The organism is Amycolatopsis sp. NPDC004747 (assembly GCF_053601335.1).
This window is the reverse complement of the sequence record NZ_JBSGBQ010000013.1, coordinates 52389-75305: the sequence shown is the minus strand read 5'-3', so window position 1 is coordinate 75305 and position 22917 is coordinate 52389. Positions and strand designations below refer to the sequence as shown.

Genomic DNA, 22917 nt, shown 5'->3' with positions numbered 1-22917 from the left:
GGCCGGGCCACCGGCCGGGACGAGGAGGTGGGCATGGGCCGGATCCGGCGTCGCACGGTGCTGGGCGGTGCGGCCGCGGTCACGGCGGCCGGTGCGCTGTCCGCGGCCTGCGCTCCGGCGCCGCGGAAGGGCACGATCGAGGACGTCCGCCACGTCGTCGTGCTCATGCAGGAGAACCGGTCGTTCGACCACTACTACGGCACCATGGCCGGCGTCCGGGGCTTCGGCGACCGCGCGGCGCTGCGCGACGTCTTCCACCAGCGCGGCGACCGGGGCGGCCCGGTGCTGCCGTTCCGGATCGACACGTCCGTTGTGGACGGTCAGGACCTCGGGGAGCTGCCGCACGACTGGAACAGCACGCACCGGGCGTGGAACGGCGGCGCGTACGACCGCTGGATCGCGGCGAAGACCCCGATGACGATGGGGTACTTCACGCGCGAAGACATCCCGTTCCAGCACGCGCTGGCGAGCGCCTTCACCCTGTGCGACGCCTACTTCTGCTCGATCCAGGGCCCGACGCACCCGAACCGCCTCTACCACTGGACCGGCACGATCGACCCCGACGGACTGGCCGGCGGCCCCGCGACGCACAACGCGCCGGACTACGAACCGTCCTTCCGCTGGACGACCTACCCCGAACGGCTCGAGGCCGCGGGCGTCTCGTGGCGGATCTACGCGAACGACGAGGAGCGCGGCGTCCCCGAGCACTTCGTCGGTGACTACGGCGACAACCCGCTCTGGCTGTTCCAGAACTTCCACGACGCGCTGTACTCGATGGACCCGGTGAAGCGCCGGCTGGCCGAGCGCGCGAACCTGCGCAAGAAGCTCCTTCCCGACTCGGGCAAGGGGAAGGACCTCGACCACGTGCTGGCCGACTTCCTCGCGGACTGCGCGGCCGGGACGCTGCCCGCGGTCTCCTGGGTCGTGGCCCCGTACGGCTACTGCGAGCACCCCGCGGCCCGGCCGGTCGACGGCGCCGCGTACATCCAGCGCATGCTGAAAGCGTTGTGGGACAACCCGCAGCTGTGGGAGTCGACCATCGTCTTCGTCAACTACGACGAAAACGACGGCTTCTTCGACCACGTCGTCCCGCCGACGCCGCCGCCCGGCACCCCCGGCGAGTACCTGCCCGGGAACCGGCCGGAGAAGGGCCTGCCGTCCGGCGCGCCCGTCCCGATCGGGCTCGGCCCGCGCGTGCCGATGACCGTCGTTTCGCCGTGGAGCCGCGGCGGCTGGGTGAACTCCCAGGTCTTCGACCACACGTCGGTGCTGCGCTTCCTGGAGACCTGGACCGGCGTGCGGGAACCGAACATTTCGGCCTGGCGCCGGGCCATCTGCGGCGACCTGACCAGCTGTTTCGACTTCCGCAACCCCGACACGACCATCCCGCTCCTGCCGGACGCGGGGGCGTTGCGCGCCGAAGCCGACCGCACGCAGAGGCGGCTGCCGAAGCCGGGGCTGGGGCCGGGCGCGCTGGTGCAGGACCCCGGCACGGCGAAGGCGCGCCCGCTGCCGTACCAGCCGGTCGCGTGGGCCGCCGCCGAGGCGAACGTCCTGAAGCTGCACCTGGCCAACCACGGGACGCAGGCGCTGCAGCTGGCCGCGTACGCCTACCACGACGGCGGGACGTCGCAACGCTTCGACGTCGGCCCGAAGAGCGAGCTGACCGGCGAGGTCGCGCACAACGGGACCTACGACGTCGCCGTCCACGGCCCGAACGGGTTCGTCGTCGAGGCCTCGGGCGGCCTGGGCCTCGACGCGGCCGTCACGTTCGGCGACACCCCCGCGCTGCGGGTCACGGTGACCAACCGCGGGCCGTCACCGGTCACGCTGAACGACGTCACCCTCCCGCCGGGTGGCGCGCACGAGTTCCCGGTGCCGACGAGCAACGGCTGGTACGACGTCACGTTCGAGACGCCGGGGTGGCGCCGCCGGTTCGCCGGTCACCTGGAGGACGGCCGCCCGTCGCGGACCGGGCCCTGACGCAGGGCGTCGAGCGCGAAGGCGGCGAGCATCGCGACGCCGCTGGGCATCGCGTCCTCGTCGAAGAGCACCCGGTTGGAGTGGTTCGCCGCCGCTTCGGCGGGGTCGACGCCGGGCGGGCACGCGCCGAGGAACGCGTACGCGCCGGGGACGCGTTGCAGGACGTAGGAAAAGTCCTCGGCGCCCATCAGCGGGTCGGCGAGCAGCTCGACGTTGCGCGGACCCAGCACTTCCGCGCCGAGCCGCAGCACCTCGGCCGCGATCCGGTCGTCGTTGACCGTCACCGGGTAGCCCGGCTCGACGTCGGCGACCACGCGGCAGCCGTAGGCCGCGCCGACCTGCTCGCACACCTTCGGCAGCTCGGCGCGGACCAGCGCGCGCGTGTGCTCGGACAGCGCGCGGATCGTGCCCTCGAGCTCGGCGGTCTCCGGGATGATGTTCGTCGTCGTGCCGGCCTGGATCCGGGTCACCGAGAGCACCGCGGGGTCGAACACGCTCACCCGGCGCGTGATCATCGTGTGCAGCGCCCCGACCATGGCCGCGGCGGCGGGCACCGGGTCGATCGTGTGCTGCGGTGCGGAGCCGTGGCCGCCCTTGCCCGTGACACGCACGTGGAACGAGTCCGCCGAAGCCATCAGCGGGCCGGGCCGCAGCTGCAGCAGCCCGCTGGGCGCGTTGGCGAGGATGTGCAGGCCGAACGCGCGCTCGACCCGCGTCCCGGCCGCGTCGAGCACGCCCTCGTGGATCATGAACCGGGCGCCGTGGTGACCCTCCTCACCCGGCTGGAACATGAACACGACCGACCCGGCCAGCCGCTCGCGGCGCTCCGCGAGCAGCCGCGCCGCCGAAGCGAGCATCGCGACGTGCGTGTCGTGCCCGCACGCGTGCATCGACTCCGGGTCCTCCGACGCGAACTCGAGGCCGGTCTCCTCGGTCAGCGGCAGCGCGTCCATGTCGCCGCGCAGCAGCACCGCGGGACCGTCCTGCGCGCCGCGCAGGACGGCCGTCAGCGACGTCGTGGCCTTGCCTTCGGTGATCTCGAGCGGCAGGCCGTCGAGCGCCTCGCGGATCGCCGCCTGCGTGCGCGGCAGGTGGAGGCCCTGTTCCGGGTGGCGGTGCACGGCCCGCCGGAGGGCGACTGTGCGGTCCTGCAGTGCCCGCGCGTCGTCGAGGAGCCCGGCGAACGGCGTGCCGGGCAAGGTGGGCAGGTCGGTGGGGCCGGTCATGGTCCCGATAGTGCCGCATGCGGCGCTTCGGGCGCACCGTGCGTGCGCGAGATCGACCGGCGGAATACGGTGTGCGCATGGCGGTGGATGAGCCGGTCACGGGCTTCGCGGTGGCTGTGGTCCGAGAAGACGGTCGGTGGCGGTGCAGTGCGCTCGACCCGGGGGCGTTGACCGAGCTCGACGCGGCGATCACGGAGCTGGGCAAACTACGTTCCACCGGCGCGAGCTTCGGCCTGCTGGCGGTCGACGACGAGTTCTTCGTGATCGTCCGGCCGAGCCCGCGGGGGCCGTCGCTGCTGCTCTCGGACGCGGCGGCGGCGCTGGACTACGACATCGCGGCGGACGTCCTCGACGTCCTGCGCGTCGACCCGCCGGACGAGGAGGACGACTCCGTCTGGCCCGAAGGCGACCTGGAGATCCTGGCCGATCTCGGGCTGCCCGGGCCGGAGCTGGAGGTGATCGTCGGCGAGGTCGACCTGTACCCGGACGAGCAGCTGCAGATGGTCGCGCAGCGCTGCGGGTTCGGCAGCGAGTTCGCCAAGCTCCTGGACGAGCTCTGAGACGCCCGTCCGACACCGAGGCCGTGGAGGCCGCGCTGGAAGCGGCGCGGGCCCCGGGCTCGGACGTGCCGATCGGGGCGGTGGTGTTCGGCCCCGACGGCGTCCCCCTGGCCGCGGCCCGCAACGCGCGCACCGAGCTGGGCGACCCGACGGCCCACGCGGAGATCCTGGCGCTGCGCGCGGCGGCGTCCGTGGCCGGCGACGGCTGGCGGCTCGAGGGCTGCACGCTGGCGGTGACGCTGGAGCCGTGCACGATGTGCGCGGGCGCACTGGTCCTGGCGCGCATCGAACGGCTGGTGTTCGGGGCGTGGGAGCCCAAGACGGGGGCCGTGGGGTCGCTGTGGGACGTGGTGCGTGACCGCCGTCTCAACCACCGGCCGGAGGTGCACGGAGGCGTGCTGGTGGAGGAGTGCGCGGGGCTGCTGGAGACGTACTTCGCGATCCGCCGCGCCGAGGTAGCCGACCCCTCGTGAGGGGCGGCAGGGGCCTCCGGTATTGTTCTTTGCGGTGGCGTGTCCGAGCGGCCGAAGGAGCACGACTCGAAATCGTGTGACGGCTAATCCCCGTCCGTGGGTTCAAATCCCACCGCCACCGCTCGCGAGTGGGCGAGGTGTGCCGACGGAAAGCGTCGGCGTGCCTCGCTCGCCGTGTTTTCTGGGGGTGCAACCCCCAGACCCCGCCCGGCGGGCTTCGCCCCCGGACCCCCGGTGGTGGTCACCGTGGCGGTTGGCCGGGTTTGAAAGACGTCCCCGCAGGTCCGCTCTTACCGGCAAAACGCCCGGCGATCTTCTCGAAGGCGCCGGGTGTTTTGCTGTGCTTTGGTAAGAAGTGCGGCATGCAGGTGTGGCTCGCGATCCTCTCCCTGGCCGGCGTGGTGCTCGGTGGCGGCCTGTCCTACCTCGTGCAGACCACCGTGCAACGGCGCAACGAGCGCAGCGAGCGGCGACGGCTGGCCGCCGAGCGCGCCGACAAGCGGCGTGAGGAGCAGGTGGACCTGTTGCGCCAGTTCATCCGCGTCGCCCAGCAGGCCGAACGGGCGGCCGAGGACCGCGAGCCGACGTCGCCGGACTGGAACAAGGCCGCCCTCGATGTCGTCGACGAGCTGTGGGTTTGTGAACGGATGATCCACGTCCTGTTCGCCTCGGCCCTGCACGGCCTGGCCCGCGCCTACGTCAAGGCGCTGGACCACGTTCTCTGGCAGGAACCCGCCGACGGCTCGCTGTGGGACCACCTCAGGGGCCCGAAGATCGCCTTCCTCGACGCCGCGCGGGACGAGCTGAGCCGTCCGCTTGACTTGAAGGGCTCTTGAAGTGTGACCGTGGGCGACACCAGCCGATCACCAGGAGCACACCAATGACCGTTCTCGTCACCGGAGCCACCGGCCACACCGGACGGCACGTCGTCGCCGGGCTGAAGGACGCGGGCGCCGACGTCCGGGTCCTCGTCCGGGATGCCTCGAAGGCCCCGGACGGCGTCGACGTCGTCCAGGGCGACCTCACCGATCCCGCGAAGGCCGCCGAAGGCGTCGACGCCGTCTACCTGCTGTGGCCCTTCTTCACCGCCGACGGCATCGAGCGGGCCGTGGAACCCTTCAGAGGCAAGAAAATCGTCTACCTCTCCGCCATGTCCGCCGAAGACGGGGGCGTCTGGGGAGACGTCGAGGCCGCCGTCGAAAAGGTCACCGGCGACTGGACCTTCCTCCGCGTCACCGGCCTCGCCACCAACGCGCTCGCCTGGGCGCAGCAGGCGCGAACCGGCGTGGTCCGGGCCGCCTACGGGCAGGCGAGACGGTCGGTCGTCCACGAACGCGACGTCGCCGACATGGCCGTCGAGGCGCTCACCGGGGACCACACGAAGCAGATCTACCTCGTCACCGGACCGGAATCCGTCACGCAGGCCGAACAGGCGCGGCTCATCGGTGAAGCGCTCGGATCACCCGTCAGGTGGGAGGAACAGCCGCCGGAAGAGGCGAAAGCGCAGCTGAGTTCCTACCTGGGTGCGGAATTCGCGGCGAGCGCCGTGGATCACTGGGCGTCACTCGTCGAGGATCCGGAACCCGTTTCGCTGGACGTCCCCCGCGTCACCGGGCATCCCGCGCGGCCGTTCGCGGAGTGGGCCCGCGAGCACTTCAGCTGAGTTCGACGGCCGGGGCCGTCAACGGCTCCAGCTCGGCCGCCAGCGCGGTCAGCGCCGCGATCTTCTCCCGCACGGCCCGGAGCACCGCCGTGCACGCGGTGCCGACCTCGCTCACCACCTCGGCCGAGCGGTCGCCGGCCAGCACCGCCGACACCGGGGCCGCGGCGGCGGCAGCGAGCGCGCACACCTCCTCGGCCGCGGCCACCGCCAGCTCGTCCAGCCGTTCGGCAATGCGGACGCCCAGCGCCGCCGTTTCCGCGGCCGCCCGCGCCGCCGCCGCGTACTGACCGTCCACTGTGTCCGCCCAGGTGCCGAAAGCTTCGGTGCTGCCGGCGTTTTCGGCGCGCTCGACGCCGGCGCGGAACTCGGCCTGCGCCGCGGTCACGCCCAGCGCGCCGGTGTCGACCGCGGTGGCGGACGAGCGGATCGACGCCGGTGCGCAGTCGAGGTGCCGCAGGGCCGCCACCGGGTCCGCGACGCCGAGCCGGCCTGCTGCCGCGCGCAACGCGGACAGCTGCGAAGCCGCCGACGCGAGCGCCGGGTGTTCGAAGACCTCAGTGGTCACGGTGCCACCGCTAACCGCCCCCGGAACCCGGTGCTCCGGGTGCTCACCGCCGTCATGCGCAGCCGGCCGGCCAGGTCGGACGTCGCGTCGCCGAGGACCCGCGCGTCCGCCTCGCGCGCCGCCAGCGCCGTGGCCCAGCGCGCGGCCAGTTCACGGGCCTGCGGGGAGATGCCGAACGGCGTCGATTCGACGCGGGCTTCGGCGAACCTCCCCGCGGCCTTGTCGTCGGCGGCCGCGGCCTGGTCGAGCAGATCGGCGGCGCCGCGCAGCCGGTCCGCCTTCTCCGGGGGGTTCCGGGTGGCGAAGCCACCGGGAGGGCGCCCCGGGGTGTCACTGATCCGCGAGCCTCTGCCTGCCGGCATTAGGGACCTCCGTCATCAAGGGCGCTCACTCGATCGGGGAAGATCTTGCCTCATGCTCCCGGGCCGCCCGCATCGCGGTGACCTGCGGCGTTGGCCGCGTTCCACCAAGTGGACGTCTTGACCGCGCATCGGGAAGAAGGCGACCATGAACACATGCCCGCCACCTCGGAAAGCACGCCGATCCGGGCGCTCGCGCGGTCGATCGGGGAAGGCGTCGTGGCGCTCCTGCTGCGCCGCGGCCGCCTGGGTTCGCCGCCCGCCTGACGCGAACCCGGCGTCCGATTCCCCGAAAACCCTTGGAGCACAACCATGTCCTTAGAGCTCCCTGCCCGGATTCAGCTGCGCGAGGCCGTCACGCCCGCGGATGGCATCGTCGAAGGCCCCCGGATGCTCCGGGAACCGCAGCGGAAGCAGTACGAACTGTTCACCCTCCGCCCGCTGGGCCGGGTGATCGGCGCCGAGGTCGACGGCGTCGACCTCGGCGCGACGGTCGGTCCCGACCTGCGCGAAGAGCTCAACCAGGCGCTCCTCGAGTGGAAGGTGCTCTTCTTCCGCGACCAGGACATCACCTCGGCGCAGCAGCGCGCGTTCGCCGCGAACTGGGGCGAGCTGGAGACCAACCCGTTCATCCCGCAGGGCGACGACGACGCCGTCACGCGCTTCGAGCGCACCGCGGCCATGCCCGGCTACGAGAACATCTGGCACACCGACGTCACCTGGCGGCCGAACCCGGCGCTCGGTTCGGTGCTGCGGCTGATCGAGGTGCCGCCCGTCGGCGGCGACACGATCTGGGCCGACATGGCCGCCGCCTACGACAACCTGCCCGAAGACGTCCGCGCCCGCATCGACGGGCTCACCGCGGTGCACGACTACCTCCCCGGCTTCGACCGGTTCTCCGACCCCGCGTTGCTGGCGCGGTGGCAGGACCGCTTCCCGCCGGTGGCGCACCCGGTGGTCCGGACGCACCCGGAGACCGGGCGGCGCACCCTGTTCGTCAACCAGGCGTTCACCACGCACATCGCCGGCCTGGACCGCGCCGAAAGCGACCGGCTGCTGCGGTACCTGTTCCTGCAGGCTCACACGCCCGAATTCCAGGTCCGGTTCAGCTGGCGGCCGAACTCGGTCGCGTTCTGGGACAACCGCGTGACGCAGCACTACGCGGTCAACGACTACCACCCGCACGTCCGGATCGCCGAGCGCGTCGCCATCGCGGGCGATCGCCCCTACTGAGCAGTAGCCTGGCCGTATGACCGATGAACCCAAAGCAGTGGTGACCGGTTTCCTCAAGGCACTCGAAGACCTCGACGTCGACCGCGCGCTGACGTTCGTGGCGAGCGACATCGTGTACCAGAACGTGCCCCTGCCGCCCGCCCGCGGTCTCGCGGCCTTCGAAAAACAACTGCGGGCGATGGCCAAGTACGGCTCCGGGTTCGAGGCGCGGACCCACCACATCGCCGCGGACGGCAACGTCGTGCTCACCGAACGCACCGACGTGCTGCGCCGCGGCGCGTGGGAGGCGGAGTTCTGGGTGTGCGGCACGTTCGAGGTCGAGGCGGGCCGGATCGTGCTCTGGCGCGACTACTTCGACTGGACGACGGTGCTGGCCGCGAGCGCGAAGGGTGCCGGGCGGGTGGCGCTGGCCGGCGCGCGGACGCTGCTGGGCCGGTACCGGACGAGGCAGGCGGCGCGTTAGACCCGGTGTTCGCCGCGGTCGTGGTCCCGAAGGTCCACGACCGCGGCTATCCCCAGCACCAGCACGAACACGCAGCTGAAAACAATCAACCCCCACATGATCGTTCTCCCTCCCCCCGTGTTGTGCCGACCGAGAGCTGTCGGGGAGTGGTCTGTGCCACTTTTCCGGCGGCTCACGCAGACCGTACCGCCGCTTCACGCAGGTTGTTCCGACCCTTGACCTTCATTTAAGGCAGATGCGCCGGATGGGTGACACGCCGGTGTGCCGTTGTCACAGGCTGCGCGCAATCCGTTACGCACCAACAACAACCGACGCGATTCCGCCCTGGACGGACACCTTCGCCGACCGCGGTGCCGAGGCTTCCGCCACGTACCGCAGCACCTTGTCCGCTTCGTCCCCGGCGAGCGGTTCGCACTCGTTGCCGGCGTTCCGCCGCACCGGGATCAGCTCGAGCCGCGGTTCGGCGCCGAACATGCACCCGGCCAGCAGCCCGTCCGGCCGGCCGGCGACGAGGTTGCCGAGGCTGTAGAGGATCGGACGGCGGCGGTACACCTCGACGGCCTGGATGGTGTGCGGCCCGTGCCCGGCGACCAGGTCGGCGCCGGCGTCGAGCGCGGCGCGCCCGTACGCGACCTGGTACTCGGCCAGGTCGGGGCCCGGCAGCCCCCAGTGCATCGAGACGACGACGTGGTCGTTGGCCGCCTTCGCGCGCTTCACGTCGGCGACGAGCCGTTCGAGGTGCTCGGGGACCGGTGCCGTCCGGACGAGCGGCGGACGGCCCGGGATCTCCCCGACGCGGGGGTCGGGCTGGTAGGCCGTCGTCGCAAACGCTTGCGCGACCCCCGGCGAGTCCGGCTGGGCGGCTTGGCCGTGGGCGCGAATCGAGGTGTACGCGAGAAATGCCACCTTTTCGCCGGATCGTTCGAGCACCGCGGGTGCGTGCGCGGCGTCGAGATTCGCGCCGGCCCCGCAGTGCGCGATTCCGGCGTGGTCGAGGGCCGCCAGGCTCGCCGGCGAGTGGGGTGCGTCGTTGGCGACCGAGACGACGTCGATGCCGGCCGACTTCAGCCCTTCGGCCGCCGCCGCGTCGACCGGGCCTTCGAGGTTGACGAACCGGAGGTCGGCCCCGTCGAGCAGCGGGTTCAGCCGGCCGAAGGCGGTCGTGAGGGTGGTGCGAGCGGGGAGGGCGACGTCTCCGCCGAGGACGAGGGTGATCACGAAACCTGCTCTGCCGAGTGAGTGACGACGAAAGTAGTTGTTACGAATCGTTGCACCTTTGTCTTCCTCCTCCTCACTTGTTCGGGGGACTATGCCACGACTGTTCAAGCACAAAGGGGACTCAGGGTGACCAAGACCCACAGATCCAAGGCCGCCTTCACGGTGGCCGTCGCGTCGGGCCTGGTGCTCGGCGGCGTGGCCGCACCGGCCGCGCTCGCCACACCGAGCGCCGACGCGGTCATCGCCGAGGTCTACGGCGGCGGTGGCAACTCCGGAGCGACGCTCACCAGCGACTTCGTCGAGCTCGCCAACCGCGGCGCGGCCGCCGCGAGCCTCGCCGGCTTCAGCGTCCAATACCTGCCCGGCTCGGCGAGCCCGTCGAGCACCTGGCAGGTGACGCCGCTGGCCGGCAGCGTCGCACCGGGCGGCCGCTACCTCGTGGCCGAGGGGAAGGGCGCCGGCGGCACCGTCGAGCTGCCCACGCCGGACGCGACCGGCACGATCGCGATGTCGGCCACCGCGGGCACGATCGCCCTCGTCTCCGGCACCACCGCGCTGACCTGCAAGACCGTCGCCGACTGCGCCGCCGACCCGCGGATCAAGGACCTCGTCGGGTTCGGCGCGGCGACCGTGCGCGAGGGCAGCCCGACCGCGGCGCCGTCGAACACGACCTCCGTCGCGCGCGGTGCGGCACTGGCCGACACCGACGACAACTCCGCCGACTTCAGCGCCGGCGCGCCGACGCCGACCAACACCGCGGGCGAGTCGACCGGCGGGGACACCGGCCCGGCGCCGACCCCGGCGAAGATCCACGACATCCAGGGCACCACACGGATTTCGCCCTTCAAGGACAAGAAGGTCTCCGGCGTCACCGGTGTCGTCACCGCGACCCGGACGTTCGGCTCGTCGCGGGGTTTCTGGCTCACCGACCCGAACCCGGACAGCGACCCGCGCACCAGCGAGGGCCTGTTCGTGTTCACCGGCTCGACCAGCCCGGCCGTCGCGGCCGGCGACGCGGTGACCGCGACCGGCACCGTGCGCGAGTTCTACCCGGACGCGCCCGCGACGTCGAACTACCAGTCGCTCACCGAGCTGAGCAGTGCACAGTGGACGGTCGACTCGCACGGGAACGCCCTCCCGGCGCCGACCGTGCTGAACCCGGACACCGTGCCGACGACGTACGCGCCGTCGCCCGGCGGCAACATCGAACCGCTCACCCTGGAGCCGTCGAAGTACGCGCTGGACTTCTGGGAGGCGCACGAGAGCGAGATCGTTTCGATCACCGACGCGCGGGTCGTCGGTCCGTCGAACTCGTTCAACGAGCTGTACGTGACGTCGAAGCCGGACCAGCACAGGTCGGTCCGCGGCGGCAGCGTCTACCTGGGGTACGACCAGCTCAACAGCGGGGTCATGAAGGTTTCGTCGCTGATCCCGTTCGCCGAGCGGCCGTTCCCGAAGCTCAACGTCGGTGACGTGCTGACCGGCACCACGTCCGGGCCGGTCGAGTACAGCAACTTCGGTGGCTACACGCTGTTCGCCAGCGTCCTTGGCACCGAAAAGGATAACGGGCTGCAGGGCGAGACCACCCGCAAGCAGCGGACCGGTGAGCTCGCGGTCGCCACCTACAACGTCGAAAACCTCGCGCCGGGCGACCCGCAGGCGAAGTACGACCGCCTCGGCGAGGCGATCGTGACGCACCTGGCGACGCCGGACATCGTGAACCTGGAAGAGATCCAGGACAACTCGGGCGCGACCGACGACGGCACGGTGGCCGCCGACCAGACGCTGCAGAAGTTCACCGACGCGATCGTGGCCAAGGGCGGCCCGCGCTACCAGTGGCGCGAGATCGACCCGGTCAACGACTCCGACGGCGGGCAGCCGGGTGGCAACATCCGGGTGGCGTTCCTGTTCAACCCGGCCCGCGTGTCCTTTGTGGATCGTCCGGGTGGGACGTCGACCACGGCCGTCGGCGTCGTGCGCGAACACGGCAAGGCGCACCTGACGGCGTCGCCGGGCCGCGTCGACCCCGCGAACGAGGCGTGGACGACCAGCCGCAAGCCGCTGGCGGGCGAGTTCGTCTTCAAAGGCCGCACGGTGTTCGTCATCGCCAACCACTTCAACTCCAAGGGTGGCGACCAGCCGACGCACGGCCGGTTCCAGCCGCCGGCGCGCAGTTCCGAGGTGCAGCGGGCGAAGCAGGCGACGGTGCTGCGCGGGTTCGTCGATGCGCTGCTGGCGGCCGATCGCAACGCGAACATCGTGGTGGCGGGTGACCTGAACGACTACCCGTTCTCGCCGGCGGTCCAGACGCTCACCGCGGGCGGTGCGCTCAAGGACCTCATCGCGTCGGTGCCCGAAGCCGAGCGCTACAGCTACGTCTTCGAGGGCCAGTCGCAGGTGCTGGACCACATCCTGGCTTCGCGGGCGCCGCGCGGGGTGGACTACGACGTCGTCCACATCAACGCGGAGTTCGCCGACCAGGCCAGTGACCACGACCCGCAGGTGATCCGGTTCCGGCCGGGCGCGGGGAACCCGATCGAGGACGGGGTCTACGACTTCCTCGACTGGCTGGAGCAGGTCTTCGACAAGTAGCTGCGCGGCGGAAAGGCCACCATCGGGCGCTTTGCCCGGTGGTGGCCTTTCCCGTTTCCGCTCCGATGGGTGACCCTGGAACCGCGGAGCGTTGACGGCCGTCATACGGTGGACGGACCACAAGGGGAGGGTGGCGTGGACGGGTATGCGGTGAAGGCCGGCGAGCTGGGCAAGCTCATCGGCGACCTCGACACGGCGGCGGGGAAGATGACCGACGCCAACAAGAAGCTCGGTGGCGGTGGGGCGTTCGGTTCGCTCGGCACCGCGGAGCTGGGCAAGGCCGGCGTCGAGTTCGAGGAGGCCTGGGGCTACGGCATCGGCCGCCTCGGCGAAGCGGCCTCGGAGGTGACCGAGCGGCTGAAGGCGGCGAAGCAGAAGTACGAGCAGATCGAAGCCCAGTTCGGCGACGAGCTGGGCCGGTTCGGCTCGGCGGTGCTGGGTTCCGCCGGTGGCGAGCCCACCGGTGGGGTGAAGGGAAACCACCCGCGGGTCGGGCAGCCGTCCGGAGGCCCGGTCGGTGGTGGCTACACCGGCGGCGTGCCGGGGATCGGCGGCCTGGCCGAGCGGACCGATCCGGGCGCCGACCTGGGCTCGGGCGACGGCCCGGTGGGTGGTGGCTACACCGGTGGGATCGGCGATCTCGCGTCGAAGGCGGGCGGTTCGCCGGGCGCCGATCGGCCGGTCGGTGGCGGCGCGACCGGCGGCATCACCGACATCCTGAACGGCCTCGACCGATGAGCGCCCGCGACTTCCCGGCCCTGGGCTTCGACCCGGCGCCCGGCGACCTCGACGGCATCACCGACCTGGCAGGCAAGTACCGCGCGGTCGCCGGCGACCTGACCGAGGCCGACGACTCGCTCCGCCGGATCGTCCGGAAGCAGGGCATCTGGCAGGGCGAGGCGAGCGAAGCCTTCGCCCGGCGCGTGGGCCCGCTGCCGCAGTACCTCGACGATGCCGCCAAGTCGATGAGCCGAGCCGCCGAAGCGCTCGAAGGCTGGGCCCAGAGCCTGGGTGACCTGCAGAAACGCGCGGCTGACCTGGAAGCCCGCGCGGAAGCCGCGGCCCGGGCGGCCGAGCAGGCGCGGGCGAACCCGGACCTGGCGCTGGCCGACCGGACGTTCCCGGACCAGCAGTCCCTGCAGATCGCCCAGCGCCTGCTGGACAACGCCGGCCAACAGCTCCAGGCGGCCATCGACGGCTGCCAGAACGTCCAGGACGCGGCGAAGCAGCTCCAGCAGGAGCACGCGGACGCGGCGGGCCGGGTCGCGAAGCTGCTGCGGAAGGCCAAGGAGCTGGCCCCGGACGAGCCGGACGTCCTGGACAAACTCGGCGACGCGGTCGGCGGGGCACTCGGCGACCTGACGAACACCCTCGCGGACGGGGTGGACGAAGCGTGGAACTTCGTCCAGGACCACGCGGAGGTGATCGCCAAGGTCTCGGACGTGATGGGTGACATGGGCAACGCTCTCGGGTTCGTCGGAGAGTTCCTTCCGGAACCGGCCGGTGCGATCGCGGGAGCCGTTGCGACCGGTATGGGGCTGGGTGCGTTGGCCGGTCATGCCACGGCCGCGATCGCGGGCGCCGACGTAGCTCCGGAGACGCTGACTTTCGACGGGATCGGTGCCGTGACTTCGCTGGTCGGCACCTTTGCCCCGCCGGGTGTCGGTGGCGTGGCGAAGGGCCTCGGCTACGGGGCGTTCGGGGCTCAGTTCCAGATCGACGCCGGCGTACGGGTTATGGGCGACAGCGGGAGCTTCGAGGGGCCCATTGGTGACCTCATGAACTACTGGGTGCCGAAGGACATGGGCCAGGCGGCCGTGGTCGCGAGCACGCTCGTCACCGGGCCTGCGCCGTGGGCCGCGGTCGCGGTGACCAATGCGGCCGACGCTGGGATGCAGGCCGACAACGCGCCGGAGCGCCGGCGTGAGCGGGCGGAAGACGAGGTGTGGAACTGATGCCTCTGGAAATCGACCTGCCGCCCGGATTCGCCGGCATGCCGGTGGGCAGCGACGACCGGATGAACCGCAGCCACGCCTGGATGGTGGCCGAAAACCTCGAGTCCGGGGCCAGCGTCGAGCAGTTCGGCAGCTACCTGATGGCGCTGATCCCGACCATGCAGGCCAACGGCATCCGGGTCTTCGGCAAGTTCGCCGTCGGCCCTCGGAAGGGTGACGTCGCGACCCTGACGCTCGGCGTCGCCCAATGGCCCGAGGAGGCGCCGGGCAGCCGTGACGCTCTGGTGGCGGCGATGGCCGAACAGTACCGGGGCCGGCACAAGCACGCGGTGGTCCAGCCGGTGCGCCTCCCGATCGGCCCGGCCGTCGTCGCAATCAGCGGTGGCGAGTTCCACCTGCCCGAACGTGAGGTGCGCACCCAGTTCAAGGCGGAGTACCAGATCCCCCTGCCGGACGGCCGGTCCGTGGTGATCCTGTCGGTAATGGCGGAGTCCGAAGACGCCTGGCCGGCGATCGCCGAAGCGACGGCGAAAGTGGCCTGGAGCCTCAGGCGCGGGGAAACGTCGTGATCAGCACGTTGGCAGCCGGTTCGACCGAGCGTACGGCGTTTTACGTGATCATCGGCTTCGTGGCGCTCGCCGGTCTGACGTTGACGATCGTCCGCGTCCTTCGTTCGGTGAAGCCCCGCGAGAAGCAAATGGCACGCTTGGCCACCGAGCTCGACGGCCGGAACAAGGTGTACATCCGGAAGATTGAGCTCGGGTTGTCCCAAGAGGACCTGCTTCGGGTCGCGTACCACCGTGGCTACTCGCTGATCGACCACCGGTTCGGGCAGTACTACGAGTTCGTCTTCACGCCGCACCAGCCGGGGCGGTACGCGTGAGCGAGCTGATCATCGCCGGCTCCAAGTTCACCGGAAGCGACGCGGAGTACTTCGGGACACTCGCGATCCTTGCCGCTGTCGCCCTCACCGCCATCGGTGTGTTCCTCTTCGTGAAGAACAGGCTGGAGAAGACTCGGCGCGCCGGTGTGCAGCGGCTCGTCCAGCAGCTCGACGGCCGTCCGCTCGTCCACGTTCCCTACGCCGACTGCCGGCTGGCCGTGCCGGACGTGCTCAGCACGGCCCAGGCCCGCGGCTACGCCATGGCTCCGAACGGTGCGGCGCTGCGATACGAGTTCACGCTCGGCGCACCGCAGACGGCGTTTGCGGGCAATCCGCTCCTGCAGGAGGTCGCGGCGCATCTGGACGGCCGGCCCAGCTATCGAATGCGCGTCTTCTCCACATCGCTGACCCTCGCCGAGCTGATGGTCCTCGCGCACAGCCGGGGTTACACCGTCCAGCAGAACCAGAAGGTCTACGAATTCGTGCGACACCGGGGGACGCGGTGAACAACGATCGGCTGATCGAGGAAATGCGCTGGCAGCTCAGGCGGATCGAAGACCGCAAAGCCGAGAACCAGCGCCTCCTGGCGGGGATCGCCGGGAGCAACCACGCGACCGTCACCTCGCCGGATCGGTCGGTCACCGTGCTGGCCGGGCCCGGTGGGGTCGTCAGTGAAGTGCGGCTCGCGCCCGAAGCCATGCGGTACGACGCCGTCACGCTGAGCCGGACCATCACCGCGGCCATCCGGGAAGCCGTCGCCGCCGGGAGAGGGGCGGCTCCGGTGCCCCCGGCCGGGCCGTCTCCGGCGCCGCGCCAAGCGCCGCCGCCGCGTCAAACACCGCCGCCGCGTCGGCAAGCCCCGGCCGACGACGACGATCCCTACGACACGGTGTTCGATGTCTAGTCCGGTGCTGGTGCTGGCCGCGCGCTCGGACGCCACCGATCTCTGGCTCTGGCTGATCCTCATGGTCGTGCTGGGCGGCCTGCTGATCGCCCACGTGACCGTGCTGGTCATCCGGATGAGCCGGGCCTCCCAGCCACGCGAACAGCAGATGGCCCGGCTGGCTGCCCAGCTGGACGGTCGCGGCAAGGTGGCCGTCCGCACGGTCGAGTTCCGCCTCGGCAAACCCGATCTGCTCTGGGTCGCGCGAAGCCGGGGCTACGCCCTGATCGAGCACCGGTTCGGGAGGTACTACGAGTTCGTCCACGCCCCGCACCAAGCGGGGAGAGAGGCGCCGTGGACGCTCTGAAACCCGCTAAGCAGGCGGCTCCCCACGCTGCTTCGCGGCCGCCCGCTTGGCCCGCCACCCCAGCGCCAAGACCGCCTGCACGAGCTCCTGGTAACTCGGCTTGACCTCCTCGAGGTACCGCTCCAGGTAGGCCGCCCGGGCGGTGGAGACCGGGCGCGGGTCGTCGCCCGGGTTGAGCCACGTCAGGCCCTGGATGTTGTGCAGCGCCATCTTCCACCAGCGCGTCGCGCGCTCAGCCGCCCTCGCTTCGCGCTCGGCCGCCGCCTCGATGGCCGAGGTGGCCGCTTCGATCTCCGCGTTCAGCGCCTCCGCGCGCGCCAGCTCCCACTCGCGCAGGTTCTCCGCCGAACCGCGGGAGAGGGCGATGATTTCCTTGTACCGCATGGCCGCGGTGGCGTCGTCGGTCATCGGTCGTTCTCCGGACGCTGGAACGGGATGATCACTTCGGGGGCGCCGTGGGTGGTGCGGTCGAAGAACAACGCGCGGCCCGGCCGCGGTGACCAGTGCACGACCTGGCCCGCCGCGAACGGCGACAGCTCGTTGCCCTGGACGTCGAGCGCCGCCCAGGTGCCGATGTCGTCGGTGCCGGCGAACCCCAGCGTGTCCTTGAGCCGGGCGATGCTGCGCCACCAGCCGATCGTGTGGATGCCGTGCCCCGGACCCTGCTTGAGCACCACCCGCAGGTGGTCGAGGCCGCTCTTCAGCTGACCGACCGCCTTGGCCTCCAGCGCGGGCAGAGCCGCGTCGACGCCGTACAGCAGCAGCACCTTCGCGCCGCCGGACATCGAGCCGGTCATCGACTCCAGGACGCTGGTCAGGTCGTCCACGAGGGACGCCGCGTGGTCCTCGCGCAGCCGCTCGGTCAGCTCCATCGCCGCGTCGGCGCACGCCTCGATCGGGCAGCTCAGGATGAACTCGACTTCGCCCGGTTCGTACTGCCGGGCCAGCGACCGCGCCGCCGAGTCCATGATGGACAGTGCCTCGGCGGTCGACGAGCCGAGTACCGCGACGTTGCGGCCGGGCGCCCGCGGCAGGTCGACGCCGCACGCCGTCTCGGTCACGTCGATCGACTGGCCGAGCAGGGCCCGCGGCTTCGAGTTCGGCTTGAGGTCGAGGTAGGCCGGGAACCGTTCCAGGATCGGCGAATGCGCGCCGTCGAACAGCCGCGGCCGCGGGAAGTGGCCCGCGTACTCCTCCCACAGCCGGTGCTGCAGCCGGACGAACACGTTCTTGCTGCTCGCGTCCGGGATGTGGGCCAGCTGGTTGCCGTGCGCGACGCCGGAGTCGTGGTTGATCACCGAGTGCCACTTCGGCGCCGACACCGCCGCGTTGTTCGTCTCCGCCAGCACGCGCCGCGCCTTCGGCATCGCGATCCGCAGCGTGCACTGCTCGAAGACCGCCGGCTTGCCCCAGAACGCCTCGATGCCGGCCACGTCCTGGCTGGCCAGCACCAGGTGGATGCCCTGCGAGCGGCCGCGCCGCGCGATGTCCTCCAGCAGCTGCGTCGCCGCCGCCGTCACCTGGTCACGGCCGGCGAACAGGTACTGGAACTCGTCGATCACCGCCACGATCCGCGGCCAGTGCCCGCCCGGGTCGGCTTCGCGGAGGTCGGCGAGGTTGGTGACCTCGTGCTCCTTCGCGGCCGCGGACCGGCGGCGCAGCTCGTCGGCCAGGAACCGCAGCAGCGCCAGGCCGAACTCGCGGTCGGTGTTGACGTTGACGCCGACGAGCCGCGCGTGCGGCAGCCAGCTGGCGTCCTTCCGGCCGGGCGCCAGGCCGGCGAACGAAACGCCTTCCTTGAAGTCCAGCAGGTACAGCGCCAGCTCTTCCGGGGTGTACCGGGCCGCGAGGCTGCCCAGCAGCGCGTACAGGAAGTTCGTCTTGCCCGAGCCGGACGGACCGCCGATCAGGGCGTGCGGGCTCGCGTCGCCGATCACGACCTCGACCGGCTCGCCCTCGAAGAACCCGACCGGCGCCCGCAGTTCGCGGGCTGAGCTCTCCTGGCCCAGCTCCGTCGGCAGGAGGTCGTCGAACGACCGCGGCCCGCCCTGCTTGGCGATCAGCGCCTTGGCGATCGTGTCGACGGCGCGGATGACCTGCGCGGACGGCATCGCGGAATCGAGGTCGACGACCAGGTCGGTGCCCGACATGCTGCTGATCGCGTGCTTGTCGTCGAGCAGGCTCAGCGTCTCGACCGGGGCGCTGACCGCGGTCGGGACGTCGATCATGATCAGGCAGATGCCCGCGGCCAGCGCGCCGCTGGCGACGCGCTTGAGGTCGCGGGCGCGTTCGGGTTCGAGGGTCTCGCCGTTGCCGTAGAGAACGACGATGCGGTACGGCTCGCCCCGCTGCTCGTTCTTCTTCCGCATCTCCCGCAGCGACGTGAACCCGGCGGACATGCAGCTGGCGTGGATGCGGCGGATGTGCCCGGCCAGCTCGTCGAGCAGGTCTTCCAGCCGGCCCGGGTCGTACAGCGAAAGCGCGCTGGTGTGGCTGAGCGGGTAGAGGTCGGGCAGGATCGCGGTCAGCTGCCCGATGTCCCACAGGTGCACGCGCACCGCGCCGGGCTCGAACGTCGAGAGCACGCGGACCAGCAGGTTCTGCACGATGCCGTCGATCACGGGCCGGGTCTTCGGCGCCGACGTGATCGCCAGGTGCGACTCGTCGAGCAGCGGGACGGCGACGTCGAACGTGCGGGTCGCGTCGCCACCCGCGGCGGTGGCCGAGCCGACGCGCCACAGCCCGGGCGAGGTCAGGCCGGGGTTGTGCCCGACCGTGCCGAGCCAGTCGCCCGGGGGCAGCCCGGCCGGGCCGGGTGCGTTCTGCGCGACCAGCTCCCGCAGCGTCGCGGGGCCTTGGCTCCAATCGGTGTAGAAAGCGCTTCGCACGCTGCCGAGCGCACCGAACACCTCGTGTGCGGCGGGGTGACGTGCCCATTCGTTCTGCTGCTCGGCACTGGCGTGGTTCATGCCGACCTTGACGATGTCCTGCTCCAGCTGGAGCTTCGCCAGGTCGGCTTCCGCGGCTTGGCGCGCCCCGGCCGCCGCGCCCAGCACCAGTCCGATCTGATGGCGGACCCGGTCGAGTGCGGTTTCGACGCGGTTGCGTTGCTCGGCTGACTTGTTGGCCATCGGCGTCCCCAAGAAAAAGGTGGTCCCCAAGAAGGATTACAGGCGCGACCGGTATCCGCTCACCAGATCCTCGGCGGCGTGCAGGCGGACGAGGAGCTGGTCCAGCCCCTCGCCGGCCTGTGCGTACTGCGAAGGAAGCCAGGGATCGGCCTTGGCCTGGGCATCCACGAGAGCTTGCCGGGCTTCTCCGAGCAGGCTTGTGGCCCGTTCGGAGTGGGCGCGCGCGTCGGCGAGCCCGGTCACGGCAGCGGTGAGCAGCTGGTGGAGTTCGGCGAGCGTCATCCGGCTTACAGACGCGCCGAGTAGGAGTCGGCGGAGGAAATGCTTGCTTGGACGGTGCTCTGCAAGCCGTTGATGCCTTGCAGGGCTTCCGCCAGGAGTCCGTGCGCCTGGCTCACTTCGTGCTGGCTGCTCCCCTGCGTCGCCTGTGCGAGCGACTGCTGGGCTTCTTCGAGAGACTGCGCTGCCTGCTGCAGGGCGGCGATGCTCGCGGACGCCTTCTCGTTGGCGAGCGCGATGCCAGCGCGGATCTCTTCGACTCCGGCCATCGGGCCTCTACTCCTCGAAATCTGGTGTCGTACGGGGACGGATTCCATTGAAACAGATCCAGCAACTCAGCGTGATCATCAGACTTTGCCGAGTGACCGCGGGTCCGGAATCAGCAAGGCCCCGGACGTGGGAACGTCCGGGGCCGGGCCGATCACGGTCTGTGCGGGGGTCGTCCCGGCGCCAGTACCGCGCACTGAAGTCGCTGGCCAGCGCTACCCCAGGTCAGAGCGGTTTTCGTGCCACTGCTGGCCTTTCTCGACGGGGGCGGGCGAGGTGCTGGTGAGACTAGCGCGACCGGAGTAACGGCCTTCGGTCAGCCCTGTTCGTAACTCCGCGTACAAGCGGAGAATTCCGCAGCACGGAAGGCATTTCATGTTCGAGTGGGCCGAAAGTGCCGCGCAACTGTGTCCAAGGCATACCGACGGTGGGTCGCGCAAGGTACGGCCGGGACGCGAGTGACAGAGGGGGCAGGAAAGACGAAACGCCGGGCATCCCGTGAGGACGGCCCGGCGTTCGCCTGCTTCGAGCGCGGAGGATACAGGATTCGAACCTGCGAGGGCGTGAACCCAACACGCTTTCCAAGCCTACACACGGCCGTACGCGGGGTCCGGCGTGCCGTGAGGCGCAGGTCAGGGCCCCGCGTGTGCCTTGACGGACGTCGGTGAACTGGGGTGAATGAGACTAGGTGTGGTGGGGTGAGGGTCTGCCGAGGCTGAGTGGCCGAGCTGGTAGGCGATGAATTGGCGGCCTTCGCCGTGATGTGAGGTGACGGTCAGGCTGCCAAACTTTCAGGGGCGGGGAGTCGGATGCACCGGCGAGGGCTGCCGGAGGGAGCGTGGACGGCCAAAGTGCGAAGCTAACCATCCCGCTTAGGCGAGCAGGCGTAGACGGCCGACGTCGCTAGTGCGCCAGCCACTCGGAGTGACCAAGATCACTTATTGGCCCTGTTGAGCTCACGTTTCCAGCGTTCTTCCACGAGGTGGGCAACCTTAGTCATCCACGTCGCGTCATCGTAGAATCGCCAGTCGACCATCTGGTCGATCGACACTAGTCGCTGGTTCTCGGACTCGCGGATGGCCGGGACAAACAGCTCGACGAGGAACCAGCCGGGTGCGGGCTCCGCCACGACACAGCCCTGCCACTGCCGCCGGGCGTCGGAGTAGAAGAACGAGCCCACCAGCGAGTCGGATCCGAACTCCGCTCGTGTGACTGCTGAGAGCCGGCGCACCCGGTTTGGTTCGCTCTCTGCGGTGTCAGTCATGCCGACTACCTCCTACGTGTCGTCGTACCGGGTCGAACAGCGTAGGCACGACGTTACGGTCATATCTGCGCGACCGGTGCAAGACACGACCGATTGCGGGCCGCGCGGCACTTCACCTCGTGGAGGACGATCCCGAAGTGAGGTGCAGTGAGTACGTGGGTCTCTTCAAGCTCACGCTGGACGAGCTTTGAACGCATGCTGGGTGTTGGTCTGACTAGGGCGTGTCCTGTAAGCGGTGGAGCTGGACCTCTGGTAGTTGTGCCCGGTGGTGGGTCGCGGACAAGGCGTGGGCGGTGATCGAGCCGTTGCTGCCGCCGCAGCAAGGCGGCGGACGGCGGTGGCGGGATCACCGCCAGATGATCAACGCGATCCTGTGGAAGCTGCGCACCGGCGCCCCGTGGCGGGACCTGCCCGACCCCTACGGGCCCTGGAAAACAGCGCTTGAGCGGCTCCAGCTGTGGACCAAGGACGGCACCTGGGACAAGATCCTCGACCGGGTGATCGTCAAAGACGACGCCGTCGGCGACCTCGAGTGGATCATCTCGGTCGACTCGAGCGTGGTCCGGGCACACCAGCACTCGGCTGGCGCCCGGAAAAAGGGGGATGCAGCGACGGAATCGAAGCCCTCGCCCTCGACGGGGAAGGACTTGGGCGGTCCCGTGGCGGGCTGAGCACCAAGATCCACCTGGCCGCGGATGGGCGGGACTTGCCGATGCGATTCCTGCTCACTCCAGGCCAAGCGGGCGACAATCCGCAGCTGGTGCCGCTGTTGGACGGCATCAGCGTCGCACGGCTCGGGCCGGGGCGTCCGCGGTGCCGGCCGGAGACGGTGATCGCGGACAAGGCGTACTCGCATCCCTCGACGCGTGAGGCGATGCGGGACCGGCAGATCGCCGTCGTCAGCCCGGAGCGGGATGACCAGATCGCCCGCCGCGCCGCCAAGGGCTCCCGCGGCGGACGACCGCCCGCGTTCGATGCCGAGGTCTACAAGCAGCGCAATGTCGTGGAACGCTGCTTCAACCGGCTCAAGCAGTTCCGTGACCTGGCCACTCGCTACGCCAAACGCGCCGCCTACTACCAGGCAGAACTCACCATCGCCGTAATCGTGCTCTGGCTCCGATGACTTACAGGACAGCTCCTAGGCGCTTCCGCCGACCGGTCAGCCGCTGGTGCCCAACACCGACTACCACCACTGGAAGGAGCTGCTGCGCGACGCCAGGGTCGGGGAGCGCCGGCTTCACGACGCCGGGCACACCGCTGCGACGGTCCTCCTGCTGCTGTGGAGGTCCCCGAGTGGACCGTGATGTCCATCATGGGGTGGTCTAGCACGGCCATGGCCGTGCGATACCAGCACGTGACCGACCGCATCAGGCGCGGCGTGGCCGGCCGGGTCGACGGGCTGTTGTGGACGAACTCGGACGGCAACCGAGGTTAGACGTGGGAGAAATGCGGCTTGGCGTAACGCTTCAGTTGAAGGAGGCGACTTTGTGGTATAAGCACCCGGCGACTTAGGCTAATAATGACATTAATGGATCTTATTGCCATACTAGGTA

24 protein-coding genes, 1 tRNA gene and 1 pseudogene are annotated in these 22917 nt (G+C 70.5%); 17 read left to right on the top strand and 9 right to left on the bottom strand.

Features of this window, described 5'->3' with window-relative positions:
* Positions 1–33 precede the first annotated feature (33 nt).
* The gene (locus ACWEGE_RS22250) at positions 34–1983 is read left to right on the top strand and encodes a phosphocholine-specific phospholipase C (protein WP_449662350.1); all 1950 of its coding nucleotides are present in this window, start codon (positions 34–36) and stop codon (positions 1981–1983) included.
* Here ACWEGE_RS22250 and ACWEGE_RS22245 read toward each other — a convergent pair.
* Positions 1944–3209, bottom strand: coding sequence for a M20 metallopeptidase family protein (locus ACWEGE_RS22245; protein ID WP_449662349.1), 1266 nt, complete (start codon positions 3207–3209; stop codon positions 1944–1946). The two genes, ACWEGE_RS22250 and ACWEGE_RS22245, sit on opposite strands and share 40 nt — an antisense overlap.
* A 77-nt stretch (positions 3210–3286) precedes the next feature.
* Here ACWEGE_RS22245 and ACWEGE_RS22240 point away from each other — a divergent pair, with 77 nt between their 5' ends.
* From ACWEGE_RS22240 to ACWEGE_RS22220, 5 genes are all read left to right on the top strand, one after another.
* Entirely contained in the window at positions 3287–3769 is a 483-nt protein-coding gene (locus ACWEGE_RS22240; protein WP_206789346.1) for a tRNA adenosine deaminase-associated protein, read from the top strand.
* Positions 3770–3792: 23 nt separating this feature from the next.
* On the top strand, positions 3793–4242 hold the full coding sequence (locus tag ACWEGE_RS22235) for a nucleoside deaminase (RefSeq protein WP_449662348.1): 450 nt from the start codon (positions 3793–3795) through the stop codon (positions 4240–4242).
* A gap of 33 nt (positions 4243–4275) precedes the next feature.
* Positions 4276–4363, top strand: a tRNA-Ser gene (locus ACWEGE_RS22230).
* Between the two features lie 241 nt (positions 4364–4604).
* Complete coding sequence (locus ACWEGE_RS22225; RefSeq protein ID WP_449662347.1) at positions 4605–5078, top strand: hypothetical protein; 474 nt, start codon at positions 4605–4607, stop codon at positions 5076–5078.
* Positions 5079–5122: 44 nt separating this feature from the next.
* A complete protein-coding gene (locus ACWEGE_RS22220) occupies positions 5123–5905 on the top strand; it encodes an SDR family oxidoreductase (RefSeq protein ID WP_449662346.1) in 783 nt (260 codons plus the stop codon).
* On the opposite strand, the gene ACWEGE_RS22215 is transcribed toward ACWEGE_RS22220, so the two are convergent.
* Together ACWEGE_RS22215 and ACWEGE_RS22210 are read right to left on the bottom strand one after the other, a co-directional pair.
* The gene (locus tag ACWEGE_RS22215) at positions 5898–6470 is read right to left on the bottom strand and encodes a hypothetical protein (protein WP_449662345.1); all 573 of its coding nucleotides are present in this window, start codon (positions 6468–6470) and stop codon (positions 5898–5900) included. The two genes, ACWEGE_RS22220 and ACWEGE_RS22215, sit on opposite strands and share 8 nt — an antisense overlap.
* On the bottom strand, positions 6467–6832 hold the full coding sequence (locus tag ACWEGE_RS22210; protein ID WP_449662344.1) for a hypothetical protein: 366 nt from the start codon (positions 6830–6832) through the stop codon (positions 6467–6469). Before ACWEGE_RS22210 ends, ACWEGE_RS22215 begins: the two co-directional genes overlap by 4 nt.
* Positions 6833–7141: 309 nt before the next feature.
* Between ACWEGE_RS22210 and ACWEGE_RS22205 the strand changes: the two genes are divergently transcribed.
* Complete coding sequence (locus ACWEGE_RS22205; protein ID WP_449662343.1) at positions 7142–8062, top strand: TauD/TfdA dioxygenase family protein; 921 nt, start codon at positions 7142–7144, stop codon at positions 8060–8062.
* A 16-nt stretch (positions 8063–8078) separates the two neighbouring features.
* Complete coding sequence (locus ACWEGE_RS22200; protein ID WP_449662342.1) at positions 8079–8525, top strand: limonene-1,2-epoxide hydrolase family protein; 447 nt, start codon at positions 8079–8081, stop codon at positions 8523–8525.
* A gap of 291 nt (positions 8526–8816) precedes the next feature.
* On the opposite strand, the gene ACWEGE_RS22195 is transcribed toward ACWEGE_RS22200, so the two are convergent.
* Entirely contained in the window at positions 8817–9743 is a 927-nt protein-coding gene (locus ACWEGE_RS22195) for a CapA family protein (protein ID WP_449662341.1), read from the bottom strand.
* Between the two features lie 126 nt (positions 9744–9869).
* On the opposite strand from ACWEGE_RS22195, the gene ACWEGE_RS22190 reads away from it, so the two are divergent.
* The 8 genes from ACWEGE_RS22190 to ACWEGE_RS22155 all read left to right on the top strand — a co-directional run bounded on the left by ACWEGE_RS22190 (position 9870) and on the right by ACWEGE_RS22155 (position 16423).
* Positions 9870–12335, top strand: coding sequence for an endonuclease/exonuclease/phosphatase family protein (locus ACWEGE_RS22190; RefSeq protein ID WP_449662340.1), 2466 nt, complete (start codon positions 9870–9872; stop codon positions 12333–12335).
* 135 nt (positions 12336–12470) lie between these two features.
* Complete coding sequence (locus ACWEGE_RS22185; RefSeq protein WP_449662339.1) at positions 12471–13073, top strand: hypothetical protein; 603 nt, start codon at positions 12471–12473, stop codon at positions 13071–13073.
* Complete coding sequence (locus tag ACWEGE_RS22180; protein WP_449662338.1) at positions 13070–14290, top strand: putative T7SS-secreted protein; 1221 nt, start codon at positions 13070–13072, stop codon at positions 14288–14290. The genes ACWEGE_RS22185 and ACWEGE_RS22180 overlap by 4 nt, the downstream gene beginning before the upstream one ends.
* Entirely contained in the window at positions 14290–14859 is a 570-nt protein-coding gene (locus ACWEGE_RS22175; RefSeq protein WP_449662337.1) for a hypothetical protein, read from the top strand. The genes ACWEGE_RS22180 and ACWEGE_RS22175 overlap by 1 nt, the downstream gene beginning before the upstream one ends.
* Positions 14856–15173, top strand: a complete 318-nt coding sequence (locus ACWEGE_RS22170) for a hypothetical protein (RefSeq protein ID WP_449662336.1) — start codon at positions 14856–14858, stop codon at positions 15171–15173. The genes ACWEGE_RS22175 and ACWEGE_RS22170 overlap by 4 nt, the downstream gene beginning before the upstream one ends.
* A complete protein-coding gene (locus ACWEGE_RS22165; RefSeq protein ID WP_449662335.1) occupies positions 15170–15679 on the top strand; it encodes a hypothetical protein in 510 nt (169 codons plus the stop codon). The genes ACWEGE_RS22170 and ACWEGE_RS22165 overlap by 4 nt, the downstream gene beginning before the upstream one ends.
* Positions 15676–16077 carry a YbaB/EbfC family nucleoid-associated protein gene (locus ACWEGE_RS22160; protein WP_449662334.1) on the top strand — a complete coding sequence of 134 codons (402 nt, stop codon included), beginning with the start codon at positions 15676–15678 and terminating at the stop codon, positions 16075–16077. Before ACWEGE_RS22165 ends, ACWEGE_RS22160 begins: the two co-directional genes overlap by 4 nt.
* Entirely contained in the window at positions 16070–16423 is a 354-nt protein-coding gene (locus ACWEGE_RS22155) for a hypothetical protein (protein ID WP_449662333.1), read from the top strand. Before ACWEGE_RS22160 ends, ACWEGE_RS22155 begins: the two co-directional genes overlap by 8 nt.
* 6 nt (positions 16424–16429) lie before the next feature.
* On the opposite strand, the gene ACWEGE_RS22150 is transcribed toward ACWEGE_RS22155, so the two are convergent.
* From ACWEGE_RS22150 to ACWEGE_RS22130, 5 genes are all read right to left on the bottom strand, one after another.
* The gene (locus ACWEGE_RS22150; RefSeq protein WP_449662332.1) at positions 16430–16831 is read right to left on the bottom strand and encodes a hypothetical protein; all 402 of its coding nucleotides are present in this window, start codon (positions 16829–16831) and stop codon (positions 16430–16432) included.
* A complete protein-coding gene (locus tag ACWEGE_RS22145) occupies positions 16828–19554 on the bottom strand; it encodes an FtsK/SpoIIIE domain-containing protein (protein ID WP_449662331.1) in 2727 nt (908 codons plus the stop codon). Before ACWEGE_RS22145 ends, ACWEGE_RS22150 begins: the two co-directional genes overlap by 4 nt.
* Positions 19555–19590: 36 nt before the next feature.
* On the bottom strand, positions 19591–19836 hold the full coding sequence (locus ACWEGE_RS22140) for a hypothetical protein (RefSeq protein ID WP_003056173.1): 246 nt from the start codon (positions 19834–19836) through the stop codon (positions 19591–19593).
* Between the two features lie 5 nt (positions 19837–19841).
* Positions 19842–20102, bottom strand: a complete 261-nt coding sequence (locus tag ACWEGE_RS22135) for a hypothetical protein (RefSeq protein WP_003056176.1) — start codon at positions 20100–20102, stop codon at positions 19842–19844.
* A gap of 932 nt (positions 20103–21034) precedes the next feature.
* Positions 21035–21364, bottom strand: coding sequence for a hypothetical protein (locus ACWEGE_RS22130; RefSeq protein WP_449662330.1), 330 nt, complete (start codon positions 21362–21364; stop codon positions 21035–21037).
* A gap of 221 nt (positions 21365–21585) precedes the next feature.
* Between ACWEGE_RS22130 and ACWEGE_RS22125 the strand changes: the two are divergent.
* Positions 21586–22487: pseudogene (locus ACWEGE_RS22125) on the top strand (IS5 family transposase).
* The last annotated feature ends 430 nt before the right edge of the window (positions 22488–22917 follow it).

What these genes read in the sequence shown, in the direction of transcription:
- ACWEGE_RS22245 (WP_449662349.1), bottom strand. Translation starts at nt 3,209, where the DNA reads ATGACCGGCCCCACCGACCTGCCCACCTTGCCCGGCACGCCGTTCGCC.
- ACWEGE_RS22145 (WP_449662331.1), bottom strand. Translation starts at nt 19,554, where the DNA reads ATGGCCAACAAGTCAGCCGAGCAACGCAACCGCGTCGAAACCGCACTC.
- ACWEGE_RS22130 (WP_449662330.1), bottom strand. Translation starts at nt 21,364, where the DNA reads ATGACTGACACCGCAGAGAGCGAACCAAACCGGGTGCGCCGGCTCTCA.
- ACWEGE_RS22175 (WP_449662337.1), top strand. Translation starts at nt 14,290, where the DNA reads ATGCCTCTGGAAATCGACCTGCCGCCCGGATTCGCCGGCATGCCGGTG.
- ACWEGE_RS22205 (WP_449662343.1), top strand. Translation starts at nt 7,142, where the DNA reads ATGTCCTTAGAGCTCCCTGCCCGGATTCAGCTGCGCGAGGCCGTCACG.
- ACWEGE_RS22155 (WP_449662333.1), top strand. Translation starts at nt 16,070, where the DNA reads ATGTCTAGTCCGGTGCTGGTGCTGGCCGCGCGCTCGGACGCCACCGAT.
- ACWEGE_RS22210 (WP_449662344.1), bottom strand. Translation starts at nt 6,832, where the DNA reads ATGCCGGCAGGCAGAGGCTCGCGGATCAGTGACACCCCGGGGCGCCCT.
- ACWEGE_RS22225 (WP_449662347.1), top strand. Translation starts at nt 4,605, where the DNA reads ATGCAGGTGTGGCTCGCGATCCTCTCCCTGGCCGGCGTGGTGCTCGGT.
- ACWEGE_RS22200 (WP_449662342.1), top strand. Translation starts at nt 8,079, where the DNA reads ATGACCGATGAACCCAAAGCAGTGGTGACCGGTTTCCTCAAGGCACTC.
- ACWEGE_RS22150 (WP_449662332.1), bottom strand. Translation starts at nt 16,831, where the DNA reads ATGACCGACGACGCCACCGCGGCCATGCGGTACAAGGAAATCATCGCC.
- ACWEGE_RS22240 (WP_206789346.1), top strand. Translation starts at nt 3,287, where the DNA reads ATGGCGGTGGATGAGCCGGTCACGGGCTTCGCGGTGGCTGTGGTCCGA.
- ACWEGE_RS22135 (WP_003056176.1), bottom strand. Translation starts at nt 20,102, where the DNA reads ATGGCCGGAGTCGAAGAGATCCGCGCTGGCATCGCGCTCGCCAACGAG.
- ACWEGE_RS22250 (WP_449662350.1), top strand. Translation starts at nt 34, where the DNA reads ATGGGCCGGATCCGGCGTCGCACGGTGCTGGGCGGTGCGGCCGCGGTC.
- ACWEGE_RS22220 (WP_449662346.1), top strand. Translation starts at nt 5,123, where the DNA reads ATGACCGTTCTCGTCACCGGAGCCACCGGCCACACCGGACGGCACGTC.
- ACWEGE_RS22140 (WP_003056173.1), bottom strand. Translation starts at nt 19,836, where the DNA reads ATGACGCTCGCCGAACTCCACCAGCTGCTCACCGCTGCCGTGACCGGG.
- ACWEGE_RS22180 (WP_449662338.1), top strand. Translation starts at nt 13,070, where the DNA reads ATGAGCGCCCGCGACTTCCCGGCCCTGGGCTTCGACCCGGCGCCCGGC.